At 43.3% G+C, this 18,993-nt stretch carries 17 protein-coding genes; 12 read left to right on the forward strand and 5 right to left on the reverse strand.

The window, feature by feature from the left end; translation table 11 throughout:
* Positions 1 to 282 precede the first annotated feature (282 nt).
* From J4N23_RS16260 to J4N23_RS16285, 7 genes are all read left to right on the forward strand, one after another.
* Positions 283 to 1,524 carry a hypothetical protein gene (locus tag J4N23_RS16260; RefSeq protein ID WP_207428800.1) on the forward strand — a complete coding sequence of 414 codons (1,242 nt, stop codon included), beginning with the start codon at positions 283 to 285 and terminating at the stop codon, positions 1,522 to 1,524.
* The gene (locus J4N23_RS16265) at positions 1,521 to 2,915 is read left to right on the forward strand and encodes a hypothetical protein (protein ID WP_207428801.1); all 1,395 of its coding nucleotides are present in this window, start codon (positions 1,521 to 1,523) and stop codon (positions 2,913 to 2,915) included. The genes J4N23_RS16260 and J4N23_RS16265 overlap by 4 nt, the downstream gene beginning before the upstream one ends.
* A 236-nt stretch (positions 2,916 to 3,151) precedes the next feature.
* Positions 3,152 to 4,186 carry a hypothetical protein gene (locus J4N23_RS16270; RefSeq protein WP_207428802.1) on the forward strand — a complete coding sequence of 345 codons (1,035 nt, stop codon included), beginning with the start codon at positions 3,152 to 3,154 and terminating at the stop codon, positions 4,184 to 4,186.
* 166 nt (positions 4,187 to 4,352) lie between these two features.
* A complete protein-coding gene (locus J4N23_RS16275; RefSeq protein WP_242689265.1) occupies positions 4,353 to 4,685 on the forward strand; it encodes a hypothetical protein in 333 nt (110 codons plus the stop codon).
* Positions 4,686 to 4,932: 247 nt separating this feature from the next.
* The gene (locus J4N23_RS21115) at positions 4,933 to 5,067 is read left to right on the forward strand and encodes a hypothetical protein (RefSeq protein ID WP_255534839.1); all 135 of its coding nucleotides are present in this window, start codon (positions 4,933 to 4,935) and stop codon (positions 5,065 to 5,067) included.
* Between the two features lie 198 nt (positions 5,068 to 5,265).
* Positions 5,266 to 5,880, forward strand: coding sequence for a hypothetical protein (locus J4N23_RS16280; protein ID WP_207428803.1), 615 nt, complete (start codon positions 5,266 to 5,268; stop codon positions 5,878 to 5,880).
* 63 nt (positions 5,881 to 5,943) lie between these two features.
* The gene (locus J4N23_RS16285) at positions 5,944 to 6,678 is read left to right on the forward strand and encodes a YqjF family protein (protein ID WP_207428805.1); all 735 of its coding nucleotides are present in this window, start codon (positions 5,944 to 5,946) and stop codon (positions 6,676 to 6,678) included.
* A gap of 107 nt (positions 6,679 to 6,785) precedes the next feature.
* Here J4N23_RS16285 and J4N23_RS16290 read toward each other — a convergent pair whose 3' ends face one another.
* Positions 6,786 to 7,346, reverse strand: a complete 561-nt coding sequence (locus J4N23_RS16290; RefSeq protein ID WP_207428806.1) for a hypothetical protein — start codon at positions 7,344 to 7,346, stop codon at positions 6,786 to 6,788.
* A 260-nt stretch (positions 7,347 to 7,606) separates the two neighbouring features.
* A complete protein-coding gene (locus J4N23_RS16295) occupies positions 7,607 to 8,689 on the reverse strand; it encodes a hypothetical protein (RefSeq protein ID WP_207428807.1) in 1,083 nt (360 codons plus the stop codon).
* 129 nt (positions 8,690 to 8,818) lie between these two features.
* On the opposite strand from J4N23_RS16295, the gene J4N23_RS16300 reads away from it, so the two are divergent.
* On the forward strand, positions 8,819 to 9,433 hold the full coding sequence (locus J4N23_RS16300) for a hypothetical protein (RefSeq protein WP_207428808.1): 615 nt from the start codon (positions 8,819 to 8,821) through the stop codon (positions 9,431 to 9,433).
* Positions 9,434 to 9,528: 95 nt separating this feature from the next.
* On the opposite strand, the gene J4N23_RS16305 is transcribed toward J4N23_RS16300, so the two are convergent.
* Positions 9,529 to 10,881 carry a polysaccharide lyase family 1 protein gene (locus J4N23_RS16305; protein WP_207428809.1) on the reverse strand — a complete coding sequence of 451 codons (1,353 nt, stop codon included), beginning with the start codon at positions 10,879 to 10,881 and terminating at the stop codon, positions 9,529 to 9,531.
* A 190-nt stretch (positions 10,882 to 11,071) separates the two neighbouring features.
* Here J4N23_RS16305 and J4N23_RS16310 point away from each other — a divergent pair, with 190 nt between their 5' ends.
* Complete coding sequence (locus J4N23_RS16310; RefSeq protein ID WP_207428810.1) at positions 11,072 to 11,854, forward strand: helix-turn-helix domain-containing protein; 783 nt, start codon at positions 11,072 to 11,074, stop codon at positions 11,852 to 11,854.
* Positions 11,855 to 11,918: 64 nt separating this feature from the next.
* Positions 11,919 to 12,467 (forward strand): dihydrofolate reductase family protein, encoded by a 549-nt coding sequence (locus J4N23_RS16315; protein WP_207428811.1) that lies wholly within the window; start codon positions 11,919 to 11,921, stop codon positions 12,465 to 12,467.
* Here the strand turns inward: J4N23_RS16315 and J4N23_RS16320 are convergent.
* Positions 12,464 to 13,666, reverse strand: a complete 1,203-nt coding sequence (locus tag J4N23_RS16320) for a response regulator (RefSeq protein WP_207428813.1) — start codon at positions 13,664 to 13,666, stop codon at positions 12,464 to 12,466. The genes J4N23_RS16315 and J4N23_RS16320 overlap by 4 nt on opposite strands.
* Positions 13,667 to 13,933: 267 nt before the next feature.
* Between J4N23_RS16320 and J4N23_RS16325 the strand changes: the two genes are divergently transcribed.
* The gene (locus J4N23_RS16325; RefSeq protein ID WP_207428815.1) at positions 13,934 to 17,452 is read left to right on the forward strand and encodes a sensor histidine kinase; all 3,519 of its coding nucleotides are present in this window, start codon (positions 13,934 to 13,936) and stop codon (positions 17,450 to 17,452) included.
* Between the two features lie 205 nt (positions 17,453 to 17,657).
* Complete coding sequence (locus tag J4N23_RS16330) at positions 17,658 to 17,909, forward strand: GntR family transcriptional regulator (RefSeq protein WP_207428817.1); 252 nt, start codon at positions 17,658 to 17,660, stop codon at positions 17,907 to 17,909.
* Between the two features lie 355 nt (positions 17,910 to 18,264).
* Here the strand turns inward: J4N23_RS16330 and J4N23_RS16335 are convergent, their stop codons facing one another.
* Positions 18,265 to 18,927 carry a hypothetical protein gene (locus J4N23_RS16335; protein WP_207428819.1) on the reverse strand — a complete coding sequence of 221 codons (663 nt, stop codon included), beginning with the start codon at positions 18,925 to 18,927 and terminating at the stop codon, positions 18,265 to 18,267.
* Positions 18,928 to 18,993: the final 66 nt, after the last annotated feature.

Raw genomic sequence — 18,993 nt, forward strand, 5'->3', positions numbered from 1 at the left:
CAACTTTTCTTGTGAATATCTAAACCAATGAATAGCTTTGGTAAAGCAGTAAGTTTTGTGTCCATGATTTCGCAGTTTATGGTTACTTAAATTTACTGCTTTTACATGGATGCTTTAAATTATGCCCGGGCGACGTGAATCAGTTCTTTTCTACTTTTTAATTACTTTAGTGCTGAGCGACAGGATACTTTCTTTAAATCGGGCACAACTTAAACCCTTAACCGTTATAGGCAAGCCTAATGAACACCATACTCCAAATCGAATTATAAAATTTCATAAATAATGAACGGTATAATATTAGACAAAATGCAAGAAAACGGAGGGACTTGCTATTTGACCAAAATAACTCTCTCTGATTTTGTCACTTCTCTGTCTTTGGGTTACCAGGACTATGAAGTTCAAAGGGAAATTGTTACTAACACCTATTTAGATAGTTTAATTGACACAGTACTTCAACAAAAGCACATTCCGCCAATTGTATTAGTAATCGATGCTGGAAATTTCACAATTCAGAATGAAAATATAACAATAACTGAGTTTAAAATTCTCGATGGGCTTCAAAGAACATATCGCTTAAAGCTAATTTGGGATTCTATTCAATTTTTCAATGCCCAAGTTTTAATATCGGACGAAATACTTGAGCTAAAAAGGATACAGTTATCAAGGCGCTATTCTGAACAACTTGAAAAAATAAATTCAAATTCAAAAATTTTAGAAGCAATAATTAAGTTTTACAAAGAAAAGTCAACATCGCAACAAAAAGTTGCCGTTGAAAACTGCTTTAATAACTATCAATGGTTTGAAATATGGTCTAACCTAACACCTCAGCAGGAAGTGAATAAGATGCTAGTTCTAAATGCTGGCCATAAACCCGTAAAGACGCAACACCAACTTGAACTTTTATTTTTGAATCTGATTCCTATAATCAAAAAATCAGGGCTTGATTCATTTGAGTTGATAAGAGAAAAAGATTCTAACTCAACAGTATTTAGCAAGAATAGAAAAAAGGGGCAGTTTCATTTTTCTCATCTTATTACCGCAATTCTTTCTTTAAATGAAGGCAGACCAATAACTGCAAATGTCAATTTGGTTCATAAAACTCAATCGTCAGATTTTGATATTGAACAGTTTGACAACTACTTTAACTATGAGGTCCTACACAAGTTCATTGAAATACTTTTAAAATTAGACACTTCCATTGAAAAACAGTTTGGTGAACTAGGTACAAAATGGATGGGCCGAGAAGTATCCTTAGTTGGAATGTTTGCTGCCCTAGGCAAATTCAGAAATAAAGAATCTCATTCTACATTGACAATGTTAGAAAAGTTGGACGAAATCATTGTAAAAAACCCTGCTTCGCTTAATTTGACGGAATATGAAGTAGTTCGTAATAGCCTTGACCTAAGTAAAATAAATATCGGAACCGTAAACAAGAGCGCAATTTACAATGGAATATATGCACTGCTTCTAAACAATGAGCAAATAATCATATGGTCTAACCACTTTAAAGGTCAAACCGTATGAGAAAAATTGATATAATATACCCTAATCTAATCGCTCTCTTAAATAATCTCACAATAGACGGTGCCTCTTTTGCGGCGTTTCATGATGCCTTGGATGAAGAAGGCCAAAATAAATTGATAGATATCTCTGAAAAAATCGCTACGGAGAAAAGAGAAATCACGAAAACTCAGTTGAGAAGGGAATTCTATCCTGATTTTACAAATTTACTAGACTTCCTTACCGAGTATAATGACAGTTTTAGCACTTTCCCAAATTTCAGGAAGACTGAAATAGTGGCAATTATCAGTATCATCCAAAAGTTGACAACTGAATTTGGAGGAACGGACACATTAAATTTAGAGGAAGAGGTAGCAGTAGAGGATTTCGAAATTGTTGAAATGAATGAGGATATTGTTCAAGATAACTTTTTACATTTTGACACAATAGACATGACGCATTCATTATTTCTGTTCAATATCAATAAAAGCACCGAGTTCAAAAATTATATTGATTCAATATCAAGTGGTGTTCATATACTGTATCATCTTTTGTCGAAATTAGGGTCAGCTGCAGCTCCTTTAAATGCTCCAAAATATGTTTTAGTAAAGTCAACATTTTCCGCAAAGCCAAAGATCGTATGGGCAACATTGTGTCTTCACATAATAAAAAATGGCGAAATTATTCATAATTCTTATGAATATCTATCACCGCCAGCCATACCAGCCACCTATATAATTTCTTTAGGAAAGAACTATCAACAATTTTCAGATTCACTCGGTATCATAAGCGAGTATAACTACCAAAAGGATATTTTGGACAAATACTTAAGAATATATCATGTTTTTGAAAATTTCATGTACAAATCGCCTCTAGTTAAACTTGAAAGAGATTCATCGGGAGAAGTATTCTCAATACGGGATTTTAAGCGGATGTATGATAGGATTAACGATTCAGAAATAAATATGCTAAAGAAGCTTTTCGAAACCGTTTTAGCTTTGGAGCATACTCCTGGACAAACATTCAATGTAAAAATATTAAACAGATGGACGGGGTTAATTCCAGGCTCATTTGTTGACACGGTAAAAGTTAATTATCTAATTGATGTTTTAAATATTAAGACTGGAAAAGGAAATACAATATTACATGGTGATATAACAGCAGACACTCTTCCTCATTTCTTTGCTAAGCTAGTTTATGCTTTCAGAAATTCAATGGTTCATAATAGAGAAACCGAATTTCATTTGACACATCAAACTTTATTGAATCATCATGTAATTGGAAATGCGGCTTTGATAGTTTTAGAAAATTTCCTTCTTCCAATTTTAGAAGACATTGTTTTTTATTTAATTATCAATGAAAATACAATTGTTTGGTACGACAATGCAATTTTGAAGCTATGGGACAAAGACTAAAAGGCCTGCCTATAACAGGCGTTTGGCGCAATGGCGGTTGAAGTGGTTAAATAAACATTCTACCACTAATCAACCTTTGTGGTGTATTGACAGTTATGTACTTTGAAATTCGCCACTGCGCCAAGCGCCAAACCGTTAGGCGGCATTTTAAGATACTTCGCCAACTAAGCCAGCATGGCTATAAAATTTTTTTTACACTTTTTCAGGCTCTTAAATAAATTTGAACAAAAACTGTAATGGACAGTATCAAAGACCTCATCTATTTTGATTATGATAAAGCAAAGTCGTTAAACAGCCAGTTAGCTGGTGGGATAATCAGTGAACTAACTAGGGCGATCGAAAACGAAGGAGGAATGTCATCAGAGCTAGGCTTCGATATAAAAGTGCTGAAATCGAAGGTTGCTGGCGCTAACAAAGAGCGAACAATACGAACTGAAACCATTGAAATATATCACGAGCTTCTTAATCAAGTTGAACATACTCTTTTTGGAAAAAAGATTCTAACCGATTTAAACGCTAGCTTCGAAAAGGGAGATAGATCCTTTAATGAATTTCTGGAAGAGGTGCCTAGCTACACTTACGTTAAAGCAACAGGGTGGAGTACCTTCGAGGATTTCGAGCGATTTAAACGAATAATGAATAACTTCAACGATATTCAACGATTAATATTCGCCTCTGGCTTAGAAACGAATCCAGAAGTTAAACAAATCAAAGACCAGATCAATGAAATTAAAAAAGGACTTAAGGCAAACTCGCATGCGAACCATAAGGAACTACTAAAGCTGAAAGCAATTGAGAAGAATTTTGACAAGGCTTTAGAACAAGAATCAAACGCTTCGTTTTTAGATGAAACTTTTATAGAAAGAGTAGAGATCTTCCTTAACACGTTTTCGCCAAATCGGTTAAATTTTCGCTTAGCCCCTTTCGACGTATTTAATGACTTTCAGATTTTGGCCAGTTTAAAAAGTGAACATCTTGTTAATGGCAATTTTGAAAACGTTATTTATACATATGGAAGTAGGCCAAATATTAAGCTTTCAATTCTTGGAATAATAACTTCATGCCCACAGAAAGATGATGTCCGAGTGGACCTAAATGATGAATATCTCGGATATTCGGATGATGAGTTAAAAGAAGAGGCAAGGTTTGAAAAGGCGTTTAGACACGTTTTTTCTACCTTCGAGAATTTCGAAAAGTTCTTTTTTGTCCCTAGCTATCCTAAGATTGCGGTTAGCCCACTTGCTATTTATAGGGAAATACAAGTTCCATAGTAAAAACGCCGCATAATAAAGTATTTGAATTATCCGGGTTGGATCTGTAGTATTAAGTGATGTGCTTTTAAATACCTTTGTGCTGGTACAAAGTGACGAGCTATCAATCCCGCACAATACAAATACAAACCGACAGGTGAAACAATAAAAACTCACCATATTCTCTATGACCGACTGGACTCCAATACCCTTAACTGAATTGTACGACCACATCAATAAAACCGAGAATGAGCTAAACGGGGAATTGTTGAACTTTTGGAATCTCATTAAAGTTGAGCCGAAAAAGTGGAGCGAGAAAGAATATGGTAACGAAGGCGGCGGTTTTTGGGTGGTGGCAATTTGTGGAGTCCGAGTTATCTGGTTTAATGACATCGAAGAAGGGTTTAACATATCGACCTATACGACTTTTGGTGAGCTTGACGAATATTACAGCAACCAGGACGAACTTTCGGTTGCTGTTTTACGACTTTTTGAAATCTGCTACAGCTCAAATCCTTAACCGTTAGCGGTAACCACAAAACCCTCAGAAATCAAAAATGAAATCTCGCTCTAACTTCATGACTGTTGTAATATTATAATATTCATAGTTGGAGTGGTTTATGTTAATGTGGGGAAATACTCGTATGAGAAACGACTGTTAGGGACTAAAATAGATGCCTTGATAACAAAAGTAGAATATCGTAATCGAGGAGGATTTGAATATCATTTACGATTCTACTTCATCGTTTGGCTGCGACTATTTTAACATGAGTAGAGATACAGCAGAACTAGTTGTGGGCGACTCGATATCAAAATCGCCGAATAGTCTTGAGCTGAAAGTTTATAGGAAAGATTCAGGAAACCGCTTTAAATACCTGGCTACTTTTAGCGGAGAACGTTAGGCAAAGAAAGGCGGTCGCTAACAACACCTTTGCAAAAATGGCGGGTGACGTTCTTCTCGCAAATTTTCTACATTTAACTAAGCTTTGTGCCAGGTGATAATGAAGTGCTTTTTGTCCGCTGTAAGCTTCCCAAAAAAATAACTTATTAATGAAAAAGACCAATGAAGATAAACCCTTAGTTCAATTCTCGAATGAAGCATGGAGAAGCTAGAAATATACCATCCTGACAAGTATTACCTAAGTCGCACACGTATCATATATTCAGCACTGGCACTTTTGCTGTTTGTAGGCTTTGTTCTTCACCTGTTTGGCTTTGACCACAACACCGCTATTTTTGATACGGTAATTTCTCTGGCCCTCTGTTGCTATATAGCCGGGATAGTATTGAAGTTCATTTCTATGGGCAAGTACAAGCCTCTTTATGGGAAATTAGATGGAGAAATAATTTTTGAAAAAGACAGCATTAGAATTCAGGGAGAAATAATCTCGATTGATCGGATTGAAAAAATTGAATTTGAAGGAGGAGATTGGCTCGGCCTTTATGAAGATGATCGGTTTTCTTTTGAGAATAGCCTTTCAAACGGCACAAGAAATTGGCTAAAAGTCTATTTAAATGATTCGCCAGACAGAAGAATTAGATTTCAAAAATATGAAGCTTGTCATCTTGTACGATTTAAAGAGGTGCTGTTAGCGTACTATGTCAAAGAGAAGATTGGTTATTTGCAAATGGTTGATCTCTTAGGTCTAACCACTCCCGAGGAATGGAATAATCTAAAAAGTTTGAAAAAAGGAACGCTTACTAATAATAGTTAAAGCATCGGCTTAGCCCTAGAAAAGCCATTTTTCCCTTCTGGTTACCATCCCAGAAATTGATATATGAAGACAGTTCAAGAAATTTTCAGTGTCACAGATTACCGCCCCTGGCCGCTGCCAGTGGAAGAGTGGACGTACTATCAGGAATGGAATCGCGCCCTGTTTTTGCATTGGGAGGTACCTGCCGAACAGCTGCGACCATTAGTGCCGCCTCAACTTGAGCTCGATACTTTCAACGGCGCCACATGGGTTTCCTTAGTGGCCTTCACCATGGAACAGATCAGACCGAAAGGTTTCCCTGCTGTCGGCTTGATCTCCAACTTTGATGAGATCAACCTCAGAACCTATGTCCAGTGGGGAGAAAAACCTGGCGTCTACTTTTTAAGTATAGAAGCAGGCAAGCTCCTCTCCGCCTACACGGCTCGGGTGTTGTCCGGACTTCCCTATGAGCCTGTCTCTATCCGGCGCCGGAGCGGAGTCGTTCAACGCTATACATCAGTCAATAGAAAGCGAGATTTCCAATTGGATGCCTCATTTCGAATTGGCAGCAAAGAAATAGGGAAGTCCGCCCTGGACCTGTTCCTCACCGAGAAATATTGCCTGTACATGGATAATTCAGGGCGCCTTTTCCGCTATGAAATCCATCACAAGCCATGGAGCCTGTACCAGGTGGAGCAACTCGACTTAAAGGTTGCCTACCGGATGGGAGGAATAACGTTGGTAGGAAAGCCCGATGTGATTCACTACTCAGACGGAGTGAAAGTGATTGCCTGGAATAAGCTGCGGGTAGACAGCTGACCGGAGTGCACCGCCCAGGGAAGCTTAGCAGGGAACATGACCGTCGTTCTGATGAAGCAGATATGAAAATGGTGAAGCTACACTAACAATCTGCTTGCCCTCGGTACCTATTCCGCGGTGATCAGGCTGCAAGTCCAGCGTCCATCGGGGATAGTTGGAAAAACAAGGTAATACCTGTTGTCGTAGCCCTGAATCGGCGTCGCCTGGCCTCCGTTAAAATACCCTTGCCTAAAAGAGATTACGCCGGAAGCATCGACACTGAATGTACCGGTACTGGCCTTGCTGAATCCGTTGTAAGCGTAAGTGCCATTTTTATTTAGCTGAAATGAACCTTTGGGAATGTAAGTATAGCTGCCATCTGAGTATTTCGATGCGGTGCATCCGTATTTTCCAAACCGAACTGAAGCTTGGGCGCTAGCTGCTTCTCTAGGTTTACCCTTTTGATCCGCTATCCGAATTCTTGAAGCGGGCACGGTTTCATCCCAGGAAGCGGCATATCCCTCGTAATGGATCTTGTAATGGTTTCCCTGCACTTCGAGAATGCGGGCCTTATACCACTTGCCTTTCCATTCCACCTCCACGAGTTGTTTAGGCTCAAATCTTTGTTGGGCGAAGGCGGGATAAGTAAGCAGGATGTAAACAATAAATTTAAAAAGGGCTAATCTCATGATGAAACAATTGTTAGGGGACAGCAGCAATCTGATGAAATGAAGTTGTTAGTCCGCTTCAACAAAGATATAGTTTAAGGGAAATTTTCCTAGCGGTTTTGCACTTCTGGCCTTGCATCCAGTACCCTCTCTGCTCTCTTTACAAGAAAGCCGTAGAGTCCCGTTTAACTCTAGGGATAAGGGCTATAAACAGGGTCGGCGCTGTTTACGCCCTTGTTGTTTAAGTGGGGCTACCCGGGGAGTTGCTACTGGTTCATTGTCTAATTTCCCAGCACGTCAAAATATAAGCCGTTCTTCAACCCGGTATAGCTGGTCTCAACTGACTTGTCCGAAAGTTTCATTCTTCTGATTTCACCATCATTCTTACTGGTCATCCAGTAGAGATAGTTTTTCTGCTGATCAAGCTCCATGTCGAGGATCAATACCGGAAGTGCGTTAGATCCGATCATCATCATCGGCTCCTGGAAAAGCTTGTCCAGAGACCCGGAACCGTCCATATTACCCTGCATGATGATGCCGCTCTCTTCCTGTGCAGCGGAGGAATTAGTGTCGCCATCGAAAGTGTTGATATAGATCTTTTTATTGTTCGTGTCCAACGCAATGTTCCAGCAATATAGCAGGCCATCCGACTGGTCAAAAAGCACCTGGGGAGTTTGCTGGCCGCTCAGGCTTCCCTGCATGATCTTTGCCGAGCCATTATTTACGCCGCTATCCTTTATGATGCCCATCGCCCAATAGATCTTTCCACCTGCTCTATCTATTTTTACGTCGGATATAGCTGCGTCTGTATTGATGCTGTAGAGGAGGCTTGCCGTCGTCTGCGAGGTTCCCGGAGTGAGCTTATAAATTTCCGCTTTTCTTACATGTGGCCCTTCTGCTGAATTAAGCGGCCGGTCATCACTTAAAGAGTTGGTGAGATAGAGAGCATTCGCTTCTACATCCAGGTATAAGTCCAAAAAGAAATTCGTTTTGTAGTCTTTGCTGAAAACTACTTCCATTGGCCCTTTTCCATCTAAAGGAGCCCTCACTACATCTAAAGCACTGGTCAGTGAATTGGAGCCATTTATCCAATAAACGTAATTTCTGATGGTATCGACGGCTATACCCCATGGAATTCTGACGCCTTCGCCTGTATTATAGAGCACCTCAATGCCGGTTTTGCCGTCGGCGCTGGTCGTTCCCTTCATGATAGCGCCACCATCGCTGCCTTCGTTCACAGTCCAGTAAACGGTTCGGGGGACAGCAGCACCCTCTTCTTTGGCAGGTTGTTCTTTCTTACAGGCAAATAGAAACAGACAAGCAACAAGGAGAGCTACTTGTCGAACGGATCTAGGATAGTTCATGCAATAATTGTGATGATTGATTTAAATTGTCCGAATATACAAATCTTATTTCAGCTACTATCAGTCAGCCCGGCGCCTATAGGTCAAGACTTAATTGACGGTTAAATTTTCTACCTTCGCCCTTGAGTTATGACCCTAAAAAAACTGCATTACACCTCCGGCCTGCTATTAACCCTTTTCATTGGAATCCATCTATTCAATCACCTCTGTAGCCTTGGAGGAATCGAAAGTCATATTGCTGTGATGAAAACATTACGACCTTTTTATCGCAATATACTGGTGGAGTCTTTGGTGCTGGCAGCAGTCGTGCTCCAAATTCTTTCCGGGCTTAAACTATTCATTGGTACCCGGTCGGCGGCATCACGGGCTGAAAAGCTGCAGCGTTGGACCGGGCTATACATGGCCATTTTCGTTGTTATTCATGTTAGTTCCGTTTTGGTAGGGCGCTTCGTTTTACATCTGGACACGAATTTCTACTATGGTACTGCCGGGCTCAATACCTTTCCGTTCAGCCTGTTTTTTGTTCCCTATTACGGTCTGGCCAGCTTGTCTTTTTTCGGGCACCTGGCCGCTATTCATCGTCAGAAAATGCAATATTCCTTTTTAGGATGGACACCTGGGAAACAAGCAATAGCCATTTTAACGCTCGGTTTTCTGCTAACGGCGGCTATGTTCTATGGACTAACTAACCGCTTCCGCGGAGTGAGTGTACCGGCAGCATACCATGTGCTTATCGGGAAGTAGGTGTGGGGAGTCCGCCGGTCTACAAACGAGAAACAACAAGCGAATAGGAGGGCACTCCCAAACCTAATCCGCTTTTCCTCTCAGAGCGTTACCTGTCAGATTTGACTATAAATATCAGGCAGCAAACTATTAATATAGCTCTCAATATTCATATAGCCACTGGCAGCAATACTCGCAGCGTCGGAGGGGTTAGCAGGGTTCAAACCATTTTTACGTTCCCAATCGTCGGGCATACCGTCTTTGTCGCTATCCTTTGGAAGCTTTCCCTGTTTCAACTCGGGCCAGCCACCAGCTTGTTCCACCCGGTCGATCAGTCCGTTCTTACTCGAGGAATATTTTCCTGTCCGGATCTGTTCCAGGATGCGTTTTTCCTGACTGTCGCGCTGAGGATAATAGCCCGCATACTTCAGCACCAGCTCGTAAGCTTCGCGGGCCGATTGGGTAGTCACAGGAGCCACTTCAAAAGCTTGTTTACGAAGGTTTTTTTCAGGAGTCGTTCCTTCCTCGAAATCTATGCCGCCAGCGCGGTTGTTGGCAGAGATTTCAGGATATCCTTCAACATAATTTCCCTCCACATACCATAAACCGGAAAAGCCTAGCTTCTCCGCATTATCGATACGTGCGATCCGCCTTTTTACATCTTCATTGGTAGCCGGCCCTGGTTTATAATAGTTGTTTACCAAGTTGATGGATAGCGGCTTTCCGTCGCAGGAACGGTGTCCCCAGTTGGAGATCACACAATTGCGGAAGTCGAGCAGCACAGTAGGAGCCTGGTTATTACCCGCTATACTTGGATTTCTTGCTGCACCGTTAGCAAGGAGGTTGTGGTGGAAAGAAGATTTATAGCCACCGATAGATCCCGAATAGCCGTGCGCTCCTTTTTCATGAATCGAATGATTGAGAGGTTCGCTCATCATACACCATTGCACGCTGATCATCCTGGCTCCGTGCCAGGTGTTGATCCCTTCATCAACCGACCAGCTGAACACACAGTGATCTACAATCACATTCTCTGAGTTATCGATATTAAGCGCGTCTATCTCGCTTCCTATTAATCCCGATTCCGTACCCGGTCTTACCCTAATGCCACGGATAATGATATCGTGTGTGTTATGGATCTTTAGGGGAAAACGTTTCAGGCAGATCCCCTCACCGGGAGCAGTTTGTCCCGCGATGGTCAGGTAAGGAGAATTGATTTCAATCGGCGACGTCAGATCTATGGTTCCTGAAACCTCGAAAATAACAATTCTCGGCCCGGCCTGAGTAACTGCTTCCCGGAAGCTGCCTGGTCCGCTGTCGTTCAGGTTAGTTACCTTCAAGACAACACCGCCTCTTCCTCCTTTAGAATACCGGCCCCAACCTTCCGCCCCTGGAAAGGCCGGTAATTGTGCCTGCAGCTGAGCCACGATACCACAAAAGACAATGATGAACAGAATGAACTTCCTCATAACTATTAGCGAATTAAAACTGGTTGTTTGTTGACGAATAAACTAAGTTTGAACATAGTTAATTCGTCGCGTTAAAGTGATGGTATAGCAAAACTGTTACAGAAAACGAACGGCTTTCCAGATCGTACAGCAGGCTTCGCCTATTTCCGGTATTTTGCCGTCAAAAACTTAACTATCGCTATCTTTAAGCATGCGTTTGCAATTCTACGACATCATCCCCGCTTTGCAGCCCTATGTAAAGTCGGTATGCTCCATGGACTGCGATGAGGAGGCAGACACCCGCTACATCCGCGTGCTGCCCGACGCCTGTGTAGAGATCTTTGTGAATTACACGACTACGCCTGTAGCCATCATTGAGGGCGAACTGCACAAGCAGAGCATCGTTACCTTTCGGATGAGTCAGGCAAGAGATGTTCAAATGCGAAAAGGCTCCGGCTGTCTTGCTGTCTGTTTTTATCCCGGTAAGGCCTATCCCTTTTTCCGGATCCCTATGCATGTGGTCACAGATACTACAACTGACTTGTGTGATTTATGGAGGGATGGTGAGATGAAGATAGAAGAGGTGCTCGCTAATGCTCGGGATAATGGGGCGCGGGCGGATTTCCTGCAGCGACACTTGGTTCAATTGTTGGCCCGGCACCAAGGGGACCTGCACCTGGAGTATTGTTTGAAACAGGTGGAGGATTCCGGAGGTTTGCTGACAGTAGCGGAGCTGGCTGATCGCTCGGGATGGAGCCAACGGCACTTGTCCCGGAAATTTCAGCAGTACCTGGGCCTGTCTCCCAAAGAGTACCTGCGTGTAAACAGGTTTCTCCGGTCATTATCCCATCTGAAAAAACATCCCAGCTGGTCATTAACCGCCCTTGCTTATGAGAGCGGCTATTACGACCAGGCACATTTTAACCGCGATTATAAGGAGTACACGGGTTGCAGTCCCGGCGAGCTGATACAAGCCAATTACTTTTTATACTGATGTCCGTTTTGTACAATCGGATCTGCCAAGGCTAGTGCAACTTCGCGGTATAAATAAAAAAAACGTGCGAAAATTAATATTAGGACTGGCGATAACGCTGGACGGATACATTGAAGGTCCGAATGGAGAGTATGACTGGTGCTTTACTGACCAGGACTATGGTCTCAACGAGTTTTTTAAGCAGATTGACGCCATCTTTATTGGTCGCAAAAGTTATGAGATGCTGCAGCAACATGCTGATGGCAATACTGTGGAGCTGGTGCCCGGTATGCCGCCCGTTACGGAGTACGTTTTTTCCAGAACGCTGAGTTCTGTAAAGCAAGGTGCCATGTTACTGGCTGAAGATAGCATCGCGGAAGCGAAAAGAATCAAAGAGCAGCCGGGTAAAGACATTTGGTTATTCGGTGGAGCTTCGCTTACAGATGCGTTAATGGATGCAGGACTGGTAGATGAGTTGTGGATGTCCGTGCATCCGATATTGCTGGGAAAGGGTAAACGTCTCTTTCGGGAGGAGGACCACCGTACACAGCTTACACTGCTGGAGAGCAAAACTTATGATACCGGTCTAGTATCACTCCGATATGGAATCAATAAATCAGAAGTTGCCAGCTAATGCGGGCGCTTTTTTAGTTCGTCCATGAACTGCGAGGGCGTTTGACCGAATTCCTTTTTAAAGGCTTTCGTGAAATAGGAGGGCGTTTGGATCCCTACTCTGAAGATTACTTCAGAGAGGGATAAGCCTTGATGTGTCAGCAACTCTTTCGCCTTTTTCAGCCGGTAGGATCGCACAAATTCTACAATGGACTGGCCTGTCAAACTCTTTATCTTCTGGTACAGAGTGGTACGGCCAAGGTTCAATTCCTTGCACATCAGGTCTACCTCGAATGCTTCGTTCATCAGGTTTTCTTCGATCACCCGGATGATGTTCGATATGAACTCTTGTTCTTTGCTGGATTGTACGAGTTTAAGTGCGTCTGAATAATGCTTTTTGCTGAAATAGTCGCGTATTTTCTGTCGTTGCAGGAAGACGTTTTCTATGGTGGCCTGCAATAGCTCCGCGCTTGCCGGTTTCGAAAGGTAGATGTCTGCCCCTGATTGGGTGCCTTCCAGCCGGGAAGTTACAGCATCTTTAGCGGTGAGAATAATAAAGGGGATGTGATTGGTACCGATATCGCTCTTGATCGCCTTGCAGAAATCTATGCCATCCATTACGGGCATCATCAGGTCGCTTACGATCAGGTCAGGATGCTCTTCTTCTGCCATGCGAAGGCCTTCAGCACCATTGGCAGCTTCCAGTATTTCATAATACGGGGAAAGGGCCAGGTTGTAAAATATCCGCAGGTCCGGGTTGTCTTCTACCAGTAAAATCTTCTTTTTTAACTGTTGCGCGGGTTCTTTGGTCTCCAGCAGCTCCTCCGACTGAAAGGAGAGATTCAAATTTTGTTTGTCTTCCTCTTTTTCTCTGTCGCTGCGGGCGGTTGTTCCTGCCTTCGGCACGAGCTCTTCCTTCAGTACATATTTTGATTCGCCGTTCCTGCCTCTTTGCTGTTCGTCTTCTAAGGGGGTGTTTAGCGATGCCCTTACCCGGTCCAAATGTTCGGACACCAGCCGGATAAGCAGACGGATCTCCTCCCGAGATGTTTCCGACTGTAGCTGGCTCAGACTTTCTTTTAACTGTTGGGCGTGGAAGTTGAAGTCCCTTACCTGTTCCTCCAATATCCTGAATTCCTTATCCGCCAAATACTCGTCCCGGTCCCGGCTTGTTTGAGGGCTCGATTCTTCAATTCGTCTTTTTTTAAACCAGGAAAGCATACAAATTATAATGATAAGTTGGACTGATAGTTAACGCTGAAGCAGCAACAACGGCAATGCAGCCTGGCCACCTTCATTACTTTTAAATTCCACTTGCAGTTGACAGCTTAAATTGATTTAGTTGGAGGTCTCAAAATTATAGATTTTCCCGGCATTAGCCCCAGGATGAACAAAAATTGATAACTTGTCCTGTAAATCAACCAGAACTAAAGTCGGCCTGAAGCCTGCATGCTTCGGCCAAAATAATGAACCTGAGTAATTCTATTGATGAGGTCGCTGATTGTTAGCTCGCTTTTATTTTTCTCACTGCTGCTATCTTCCTACGCAGGGGCTCAGGTACGCTGTGTGATGAAGCAGTATTCGTTGCGGGAGGGGCTTTCTGACGGACGGGTGCTCTGTAGTCTGAGAGACCGGGAAGGCTTTATGTGGTTCGGAACCTTTATTGGTCTATGCAGGTTTGATGGCTACAACTTCAAAACCTATAAGTCATACCCTGGCGATAACTCCAGCTTAAAGAATAACAGGATCAACGACATTCTGGAAGATAAGGATGGCTTTTTATGGCTCCTTGCGGACGATGAGAAAGTGTACCGCTTTGATAAACAGAAGGAAACATTCCACGCTTTAACAGAACTGGTTTCGGCTCCCGACTTGCGATCAGTACAAGTCAAGGAGATTAAATCGGCAGACAAACGCAATCTATGGCTTCGCACTAATCAGGGTCTTTATCTGATCACTACCTCCGCCGCGGAAAAGATGAAGGTATCTCATTATAGCGATACCACTCGCAGTGTAAGCACTCTTCCTCCTAAAAAGATTCGTTTCTTCAATCTTCCCGACCCGAATACGGTCTATGTAGGCACAGATAAAGGTCTGTTAATCCTGAAAAAACGAAATGGTGTTTTCGTACCAGTAGACATTGGCGAAGATCTCTCGAAACTTCATTACACTTCTGTGTCGGTGGGACCCAACTATGCTTGTTTTGGTACTTTTCAGGGATATGTCGTAGTTATTAACCGAAAAACCGGGAGGCTGACAAAGCATAAACTCTCCGACCATATTATTCATGCAGTGCGTATGTCTGCAAATCCGGGAAGGTTATACTGCACCACCGCGGGCAAGGAAATTATCAGTTTGGAGTTTAATAGGGATAAGCCGGTAAAGCGGGTTAAAATAGAAAACCAGTCGCTTTTCTCTCTCTTCGAGGATAGCCGAGGACTACTTTGGGTTGAGCCTCAACGAAGCGGTATCCTGAAATATGACCCGGCAAGCAATGTCTCGCGGTTCTACTTTTATCCTTCACCCGACTACATTATTAAGGAAAACAACAACTATGACTATCAGGTGCTGGAGGATAAGCAGGGCAACGTATGGATCAATCAAAAGGGGAGCAGATTTGGTTGCTATAACCGTTCCACCGGAGAAATCGACTTTACGTACGACGATTTTCAATCGCTCAATTCATTTCATCCCGAGGTAAAGATCCTGATGTATGACCAGCAAAATGTGCTGTGGCTAACAAGTTCGCTCGGTGGGGTACAAAAATGTGTGATAAGCCGAAGTCCTTTCCGGCAGTCTTTTATTCCCGGAGATAAAATTACAAAGGAAGAAAATAATATAAGGGGTATGTTTTCTGACCGTGCCGGCAGGTTATGGATGGGAACACGCACAGGTCGTTTATATGTGATGCAAAACGAAAAGGTGCTGGACGGCCTGCTGGAGGGAGACATCCCCCAAAGGGTATACTGTATTCTGGAGGATAAAAGAGGGAACGTGTGGCTGGGTACTAAAGGCTTTGGTTTATTCAAGGCAGAGCCGCTCGACCAGGGCCGTACCCGATATCGTGTCAGGCGCTTTGCAGTTGATCCGCCTAACAGCTCATCTATTTCAAGCAATGTTATTTATTCTTTGCTGGAGGATAGAGCAGGACGGATCTGGGCAGGTTCATTCGAGAAAGGGCTAATCATGGTGAATGAGACAGCCGGAAAAACATCCTTCAAAACGATCGATAACTACTTTTTCAACTATCCACGAGAAGCACATAGTCGGGTCCGTTCTTTAGCGGAAGACCAGCAGGGTAATATTTGGATCGGTACCACCGGAGGGCTACTCGTTTTCAATCCGCAGCCGGCAAACAGTGGGGGCGGCAGCTTTCGGGTCTACAGGAAAGAGCCCAACAACATAAAGAGCTTAGGCGACGATGACGTGCAGTTTATTTACCGGAACCGGCAAGGGATTATGTGGGTGCTGACTTCCTCCGGTGGTTTAAATCAGGCGATGGGGGATGCGCTGAAGAAACTGGAGTTTGTGAACTATTCCACCAGGAACGGTCTGGCAAATGATTGTTTACTAAGCTGTGTGGAAGACGACGCCGGGAATCTGTGGTTGGGGGCTCAGAACAGCGTTTCCCGGTTTTCGCCGAAAACTAAACAGATCAGGAACTTCGACACTTTTGACGGGCTGTCTGTCTCGGGAATCTCAGAGGCCTCGTGTGTGAAGGCGAAGGACGGAAGTATCTTGTTCGGAACTGTAAGGGGCTATTTTTCTTTCAAGCCTCAGGAAGTTAATTCAGAAAAAGTTTCGGGCACCATAGTACTGACCGACCTGCAGATAAACAATGAGTTTTTTCTTGCCGGAGCCGGGATGAACGTCGGGAAAAACGTGAATTATCTGGATACCTTAATTCTCGATCATCATCAAAATAATATCAGTTTATTTTACACCCTTCTTGATTACCGGGTGGAGGACAAAATACAGTACAGTTTCCGCCTTTTTGGTTACGATAGTAAATGGCAGAACAACCGGGGAGCGAGAAGGGTAACTTATACAAACCTGGAGCCAGGCACCTATACCTTTGAAGTGCAGGGAGGAGATGGAGGTACTTACAAGAACGGGCCCTTAAAAAGATTAACCATTGTCATAAAGCCGCCCTACTGGAAAACCAGCTGGGCCTATCTTCTGTATGCTGCTGTTGCTCTCGGGATCCTGCTGATTGTAAAGCATATTGCAACCACTATGCTTCGTTTGCGAAGGGATATCGCTGTAGAGAAACAGATGGCCGAGCTGAAGATAAACTTCTTCACCCAGGCGTCACACGAGATCCGCACGCCGCTGAGCCTGGTGATCAATCCTTTGGAGGAAGTGATCCGCAACGAGGATCTTTCAGACAAGGGCCGAGAATACCTCCATCTGGTCCTTCGCAATGCAGGTCGTATGCTTCGTTTCTTCAATCAGCTGCTGGACCTGCGCAAGGTTCAAAGTGGCATGGCAGAGTTAAAGCTGAGCCGGCTTGAACTGATTGCTTTCCTGAGAAAGGAAGCCGGTTATTTTGTTGAGGCCGCCGGTCAGCGAAATATTTCGATCAAAATTCTCTCTGAGATGACGGAAGCATTTGTATCTGTCGATACAGAGAAGATGGACATCGTTATTTACAACATTCTGTCCAATGCATTAAAATTTTCACCAGATAATAGTACGGTGACCATCATCGTCGAAAAAAGCCAGGGGGAGCAAAAAGTAAGGATTAAAATCCAGGATGAAGGTCCGGGGGTACCAGAAGCAGAGCTGGGCAACATCTTCAGGCTTTACTACGAAGGCAAACAGCAGGGGGAAAGGCCTTTGAAGGGAACCGGCATCGGCCTGGCGCTTGCTAAAGAGCTGATTGAGCTTCATGGAGCGGAAATACGAGCCCAAAATATTCGTCCCCGGGGCTTTGTTGTCGAGGTGGTGTTGCCGCTCCTAGTAGCAACGGAGCATCCGTTGCCGGCCCCGGTCTTGTCAGAATAAGAATTCTTTTCGGGTTTTCCTGCTTCTCCAATCCTTGCTCCTTAAAATGTCATTTTGGACAAGAGAAATGCTGAAATGAATAAGACGGGAGCAGGCTGCGTTTTTAGTTTTGTTTATCGGAAATACCTAAAGGGGAGGCGCTTTTGCCGCCGACCCATCCGCAGCATATTAGTAATAGGAAGTTTTACACAGAAACGAATAACCAATGAACGCAGTCAGACTCGATTCCAATTCTGAGATTCCTCTGTACGAACAATTGGCGGAGCAGATTAGATCAGCCATTAAAAAAGACAAATACGGCGATCTTTCACCCCTACCATCACCCAAACATTTAAGCCGAACGCTGATGGTTTCAAAAGTGACCGCCTACAGAGCCTATTGGCATCTGGCGAAACTAGGTTGTGTAGAGTGGATTAAAGGAAAAGGTTTTTTTGTGACGATGAAAAAGGGCTGCTAAGGCGCGCAGCAGGGAAGTTTACCCATCTGCAGTAGCGCGGAGTTGAGCGTCAAATAAAGCTAACCATACGACCCACAACTTTTATAGAAATCATTTTTCTACCAGGTTCAAATATCCCCGGATTTAGCGTCGTGAAGAAGGAAAAGGTGATTCTTCACCTGAACAGAGGAGAAAGCAGGTGGGGTTAGATGCCTCATCAGTGATCCACAAATAATCAAATGAGCTGATTATAGAGGTAATTAATACCTCTGATCAAGAGGTTAGCGGATCATAGTTGAAAGACTCACGGGAAGTGTAGCAATAAAAAAGCCTGCGAATTTTTCGCAGGCTTTTCAATTGAAATGGGAAGATATTATTATCTCCTGTTCATCATCGCCATCAACTGAGCGAAGGTGATTTCTTCATATTCTTTAGTTGCTGAAAAAGAACCTTTAGGAACCGAACCCGATTTGACTTCCTTCACGGTAGCTTTCAATCCTACTCCATTCTGAAAACTGTTGAATTGTAGGGGGAAACCGTAAGACGCATCAAAGAACTGTGTAAGAGAATTTTGGGTAATGTCTACATCTTTGGTGAACCAGGCATCAAAGGTGGTATTGCTTTTCTTTTCTGTAACGGTATGTTTCTTTGCATTATAGCCGGCAATAGTCTTCGTTTCAGTACCAGGCGTTACAGTAAGCTCAGGCCAATGTTCCTTCATCTGCTCCTGATCATCTGGTGTAAATAATACCGAATACTTTTTGCCCATCATCGGGATATCTAATAAAAGGCGTTGATACTCTGTTTTAGGGTTCATCACACTTCTAGCCGTCGACATAGGCGACTTAGTTTCTGATGCTGAAGAGTCTCCCTTGAAGTAAACGGTAATTTCAGGAGGGAACATCGCCTTCATTTGCTGCATTTGCGGTGGTAGCTGCCATTCTACCTGGTAAGTGATGGTGCCTTCGCTGACTTTTTTCTGCGCGAAAGTGGTAGTAACTAATAATAAGGCTATTACGCTTAAAAGAATTTTTTTCATCTCGTTTTGATCTTGCTAGACTTCTTAGATAGATTTATAATCTATTTGTAACGCTATATACTTAAA

The sequence above is a fragment of the Pedobacter sp. SYSU D00535 genome, from assembly GCF_017355855.1.
Lineage (GTDB): Bacteria > Bacteroidota > Bacteroidia > Sphingobacteriales > Sphingobacteriaceae > Desertivirga.

Bases quoted from the DNA above. Each gene is read 5' to 3' on its own strand.
- J4N23_RS16260 (WP_207428800.1), top strand. From the start codon at position 283: ATGAACGGTATAATATTAGACAAAATGCAAGAAAACGGAGGGACTTGC.
- J4N23_RS16265 (WP_207428801.1), top strand. From the start codon at position 1,521: ATGAGAAAAATTGATATAATATACCCTAATCTAATCGCTCTCTTAAAT.
- J4N23_RS16270 (WP_207428802.1), top strand. From the start codon at position 3,152: ATGGACAGTATCAAAGACCTCATCTATTTTGATTATGATAAAGCAAAG.
- J4N23_RS16275 (WP_242689265.1), top strand. From the start codon at position 4,353: ATGACCGACTGGACTCCAATACCCTTAACTGAATTGTACGACCACATC.
- J4N23_RS21115 (WP_255534839.1), top strand. From the start codon at position 4,933: ATGAGTAGAGATACAGCAGAACTAGTTGTGGGCGACTCGATATCAAAA.
- J4N23_RS16280 (WP_207428803.1), top strand. From the start codon at position 5,266: ATGGAGAAGCTAGAAATATACCATCCTGACAAGTATTACCTAAGTCGC.
- J4N23_RS16285 (WP_207428805.1), top strand. From the start codon at position 5,944: ATGAAGACAGTTCAAGAAATTTTCAGTGTCACAGATTACCGCCCCTGG.
- J4N23_RS16290 (WP_207428806.1), bottom strand. From the start codon at position 7,346: ATGAGATTAGCCCTTTTTAAATTTATTGTTTACATCCTGCTTACTTAT.
- J4N23_RS16295 (WP_207428807.1), bottom strand. From the start codon at position 8,689: ATGAACTATCCTAGATCCGTTCGACAAGTAGCTCTCCTTGTTGCTTGT.
- J4N23_RS16300 (WP_207428808.1), top strand. From the start codon at position 8,819: ATGACCCTAAAAAAACTGCATTACACCTCCGGCCTGCTATTAACCCTT.
- J4N23_RS16305 (WP_207428809.1), bottom strand. From the start codon at position 10,881: ATGAGGAAGTTCATTCTGTTCATCATTGTCTTTTGTGGTATCGTGGCT.
- J4N23_RS16310 (WP_207428810.1), top strand. From the start codon at position 11,072: ATGCGTTTGCAATTCTACGACATCATCCCCGCTTTGCAGCCCTATGTA.
- J4N23_RS16320 (WP_207428813.1), bottom strand. From the start codon at position 13,666: ATGCTTTCCTGGTTTAAAAAAAGACGAATTGAAGAATCGAGCCCTCAA.
- J4N23_RS16325 (WP_207428815.1), top strand. From the start codon at position 13,934: ATGAGGTCGCTGATTGTTAGCTCGCTTTTATTTTTCTCACTGCTGCTA.
- J4N23_RS16330 (WP_207428817.1), top strand. From the start codon at position 17,658: ATGAACGCAGTCAGACTCGATTCCAATTCTGAGATTCCTCTGTACGAA.
- J4N23_RS16335 (WP_207428819.1), bottom strand. From the start codon at position 18,927: ATGAAAAAAATTCTTTTAAGCGTAATAGCCTTATTATTAGTTACTACC.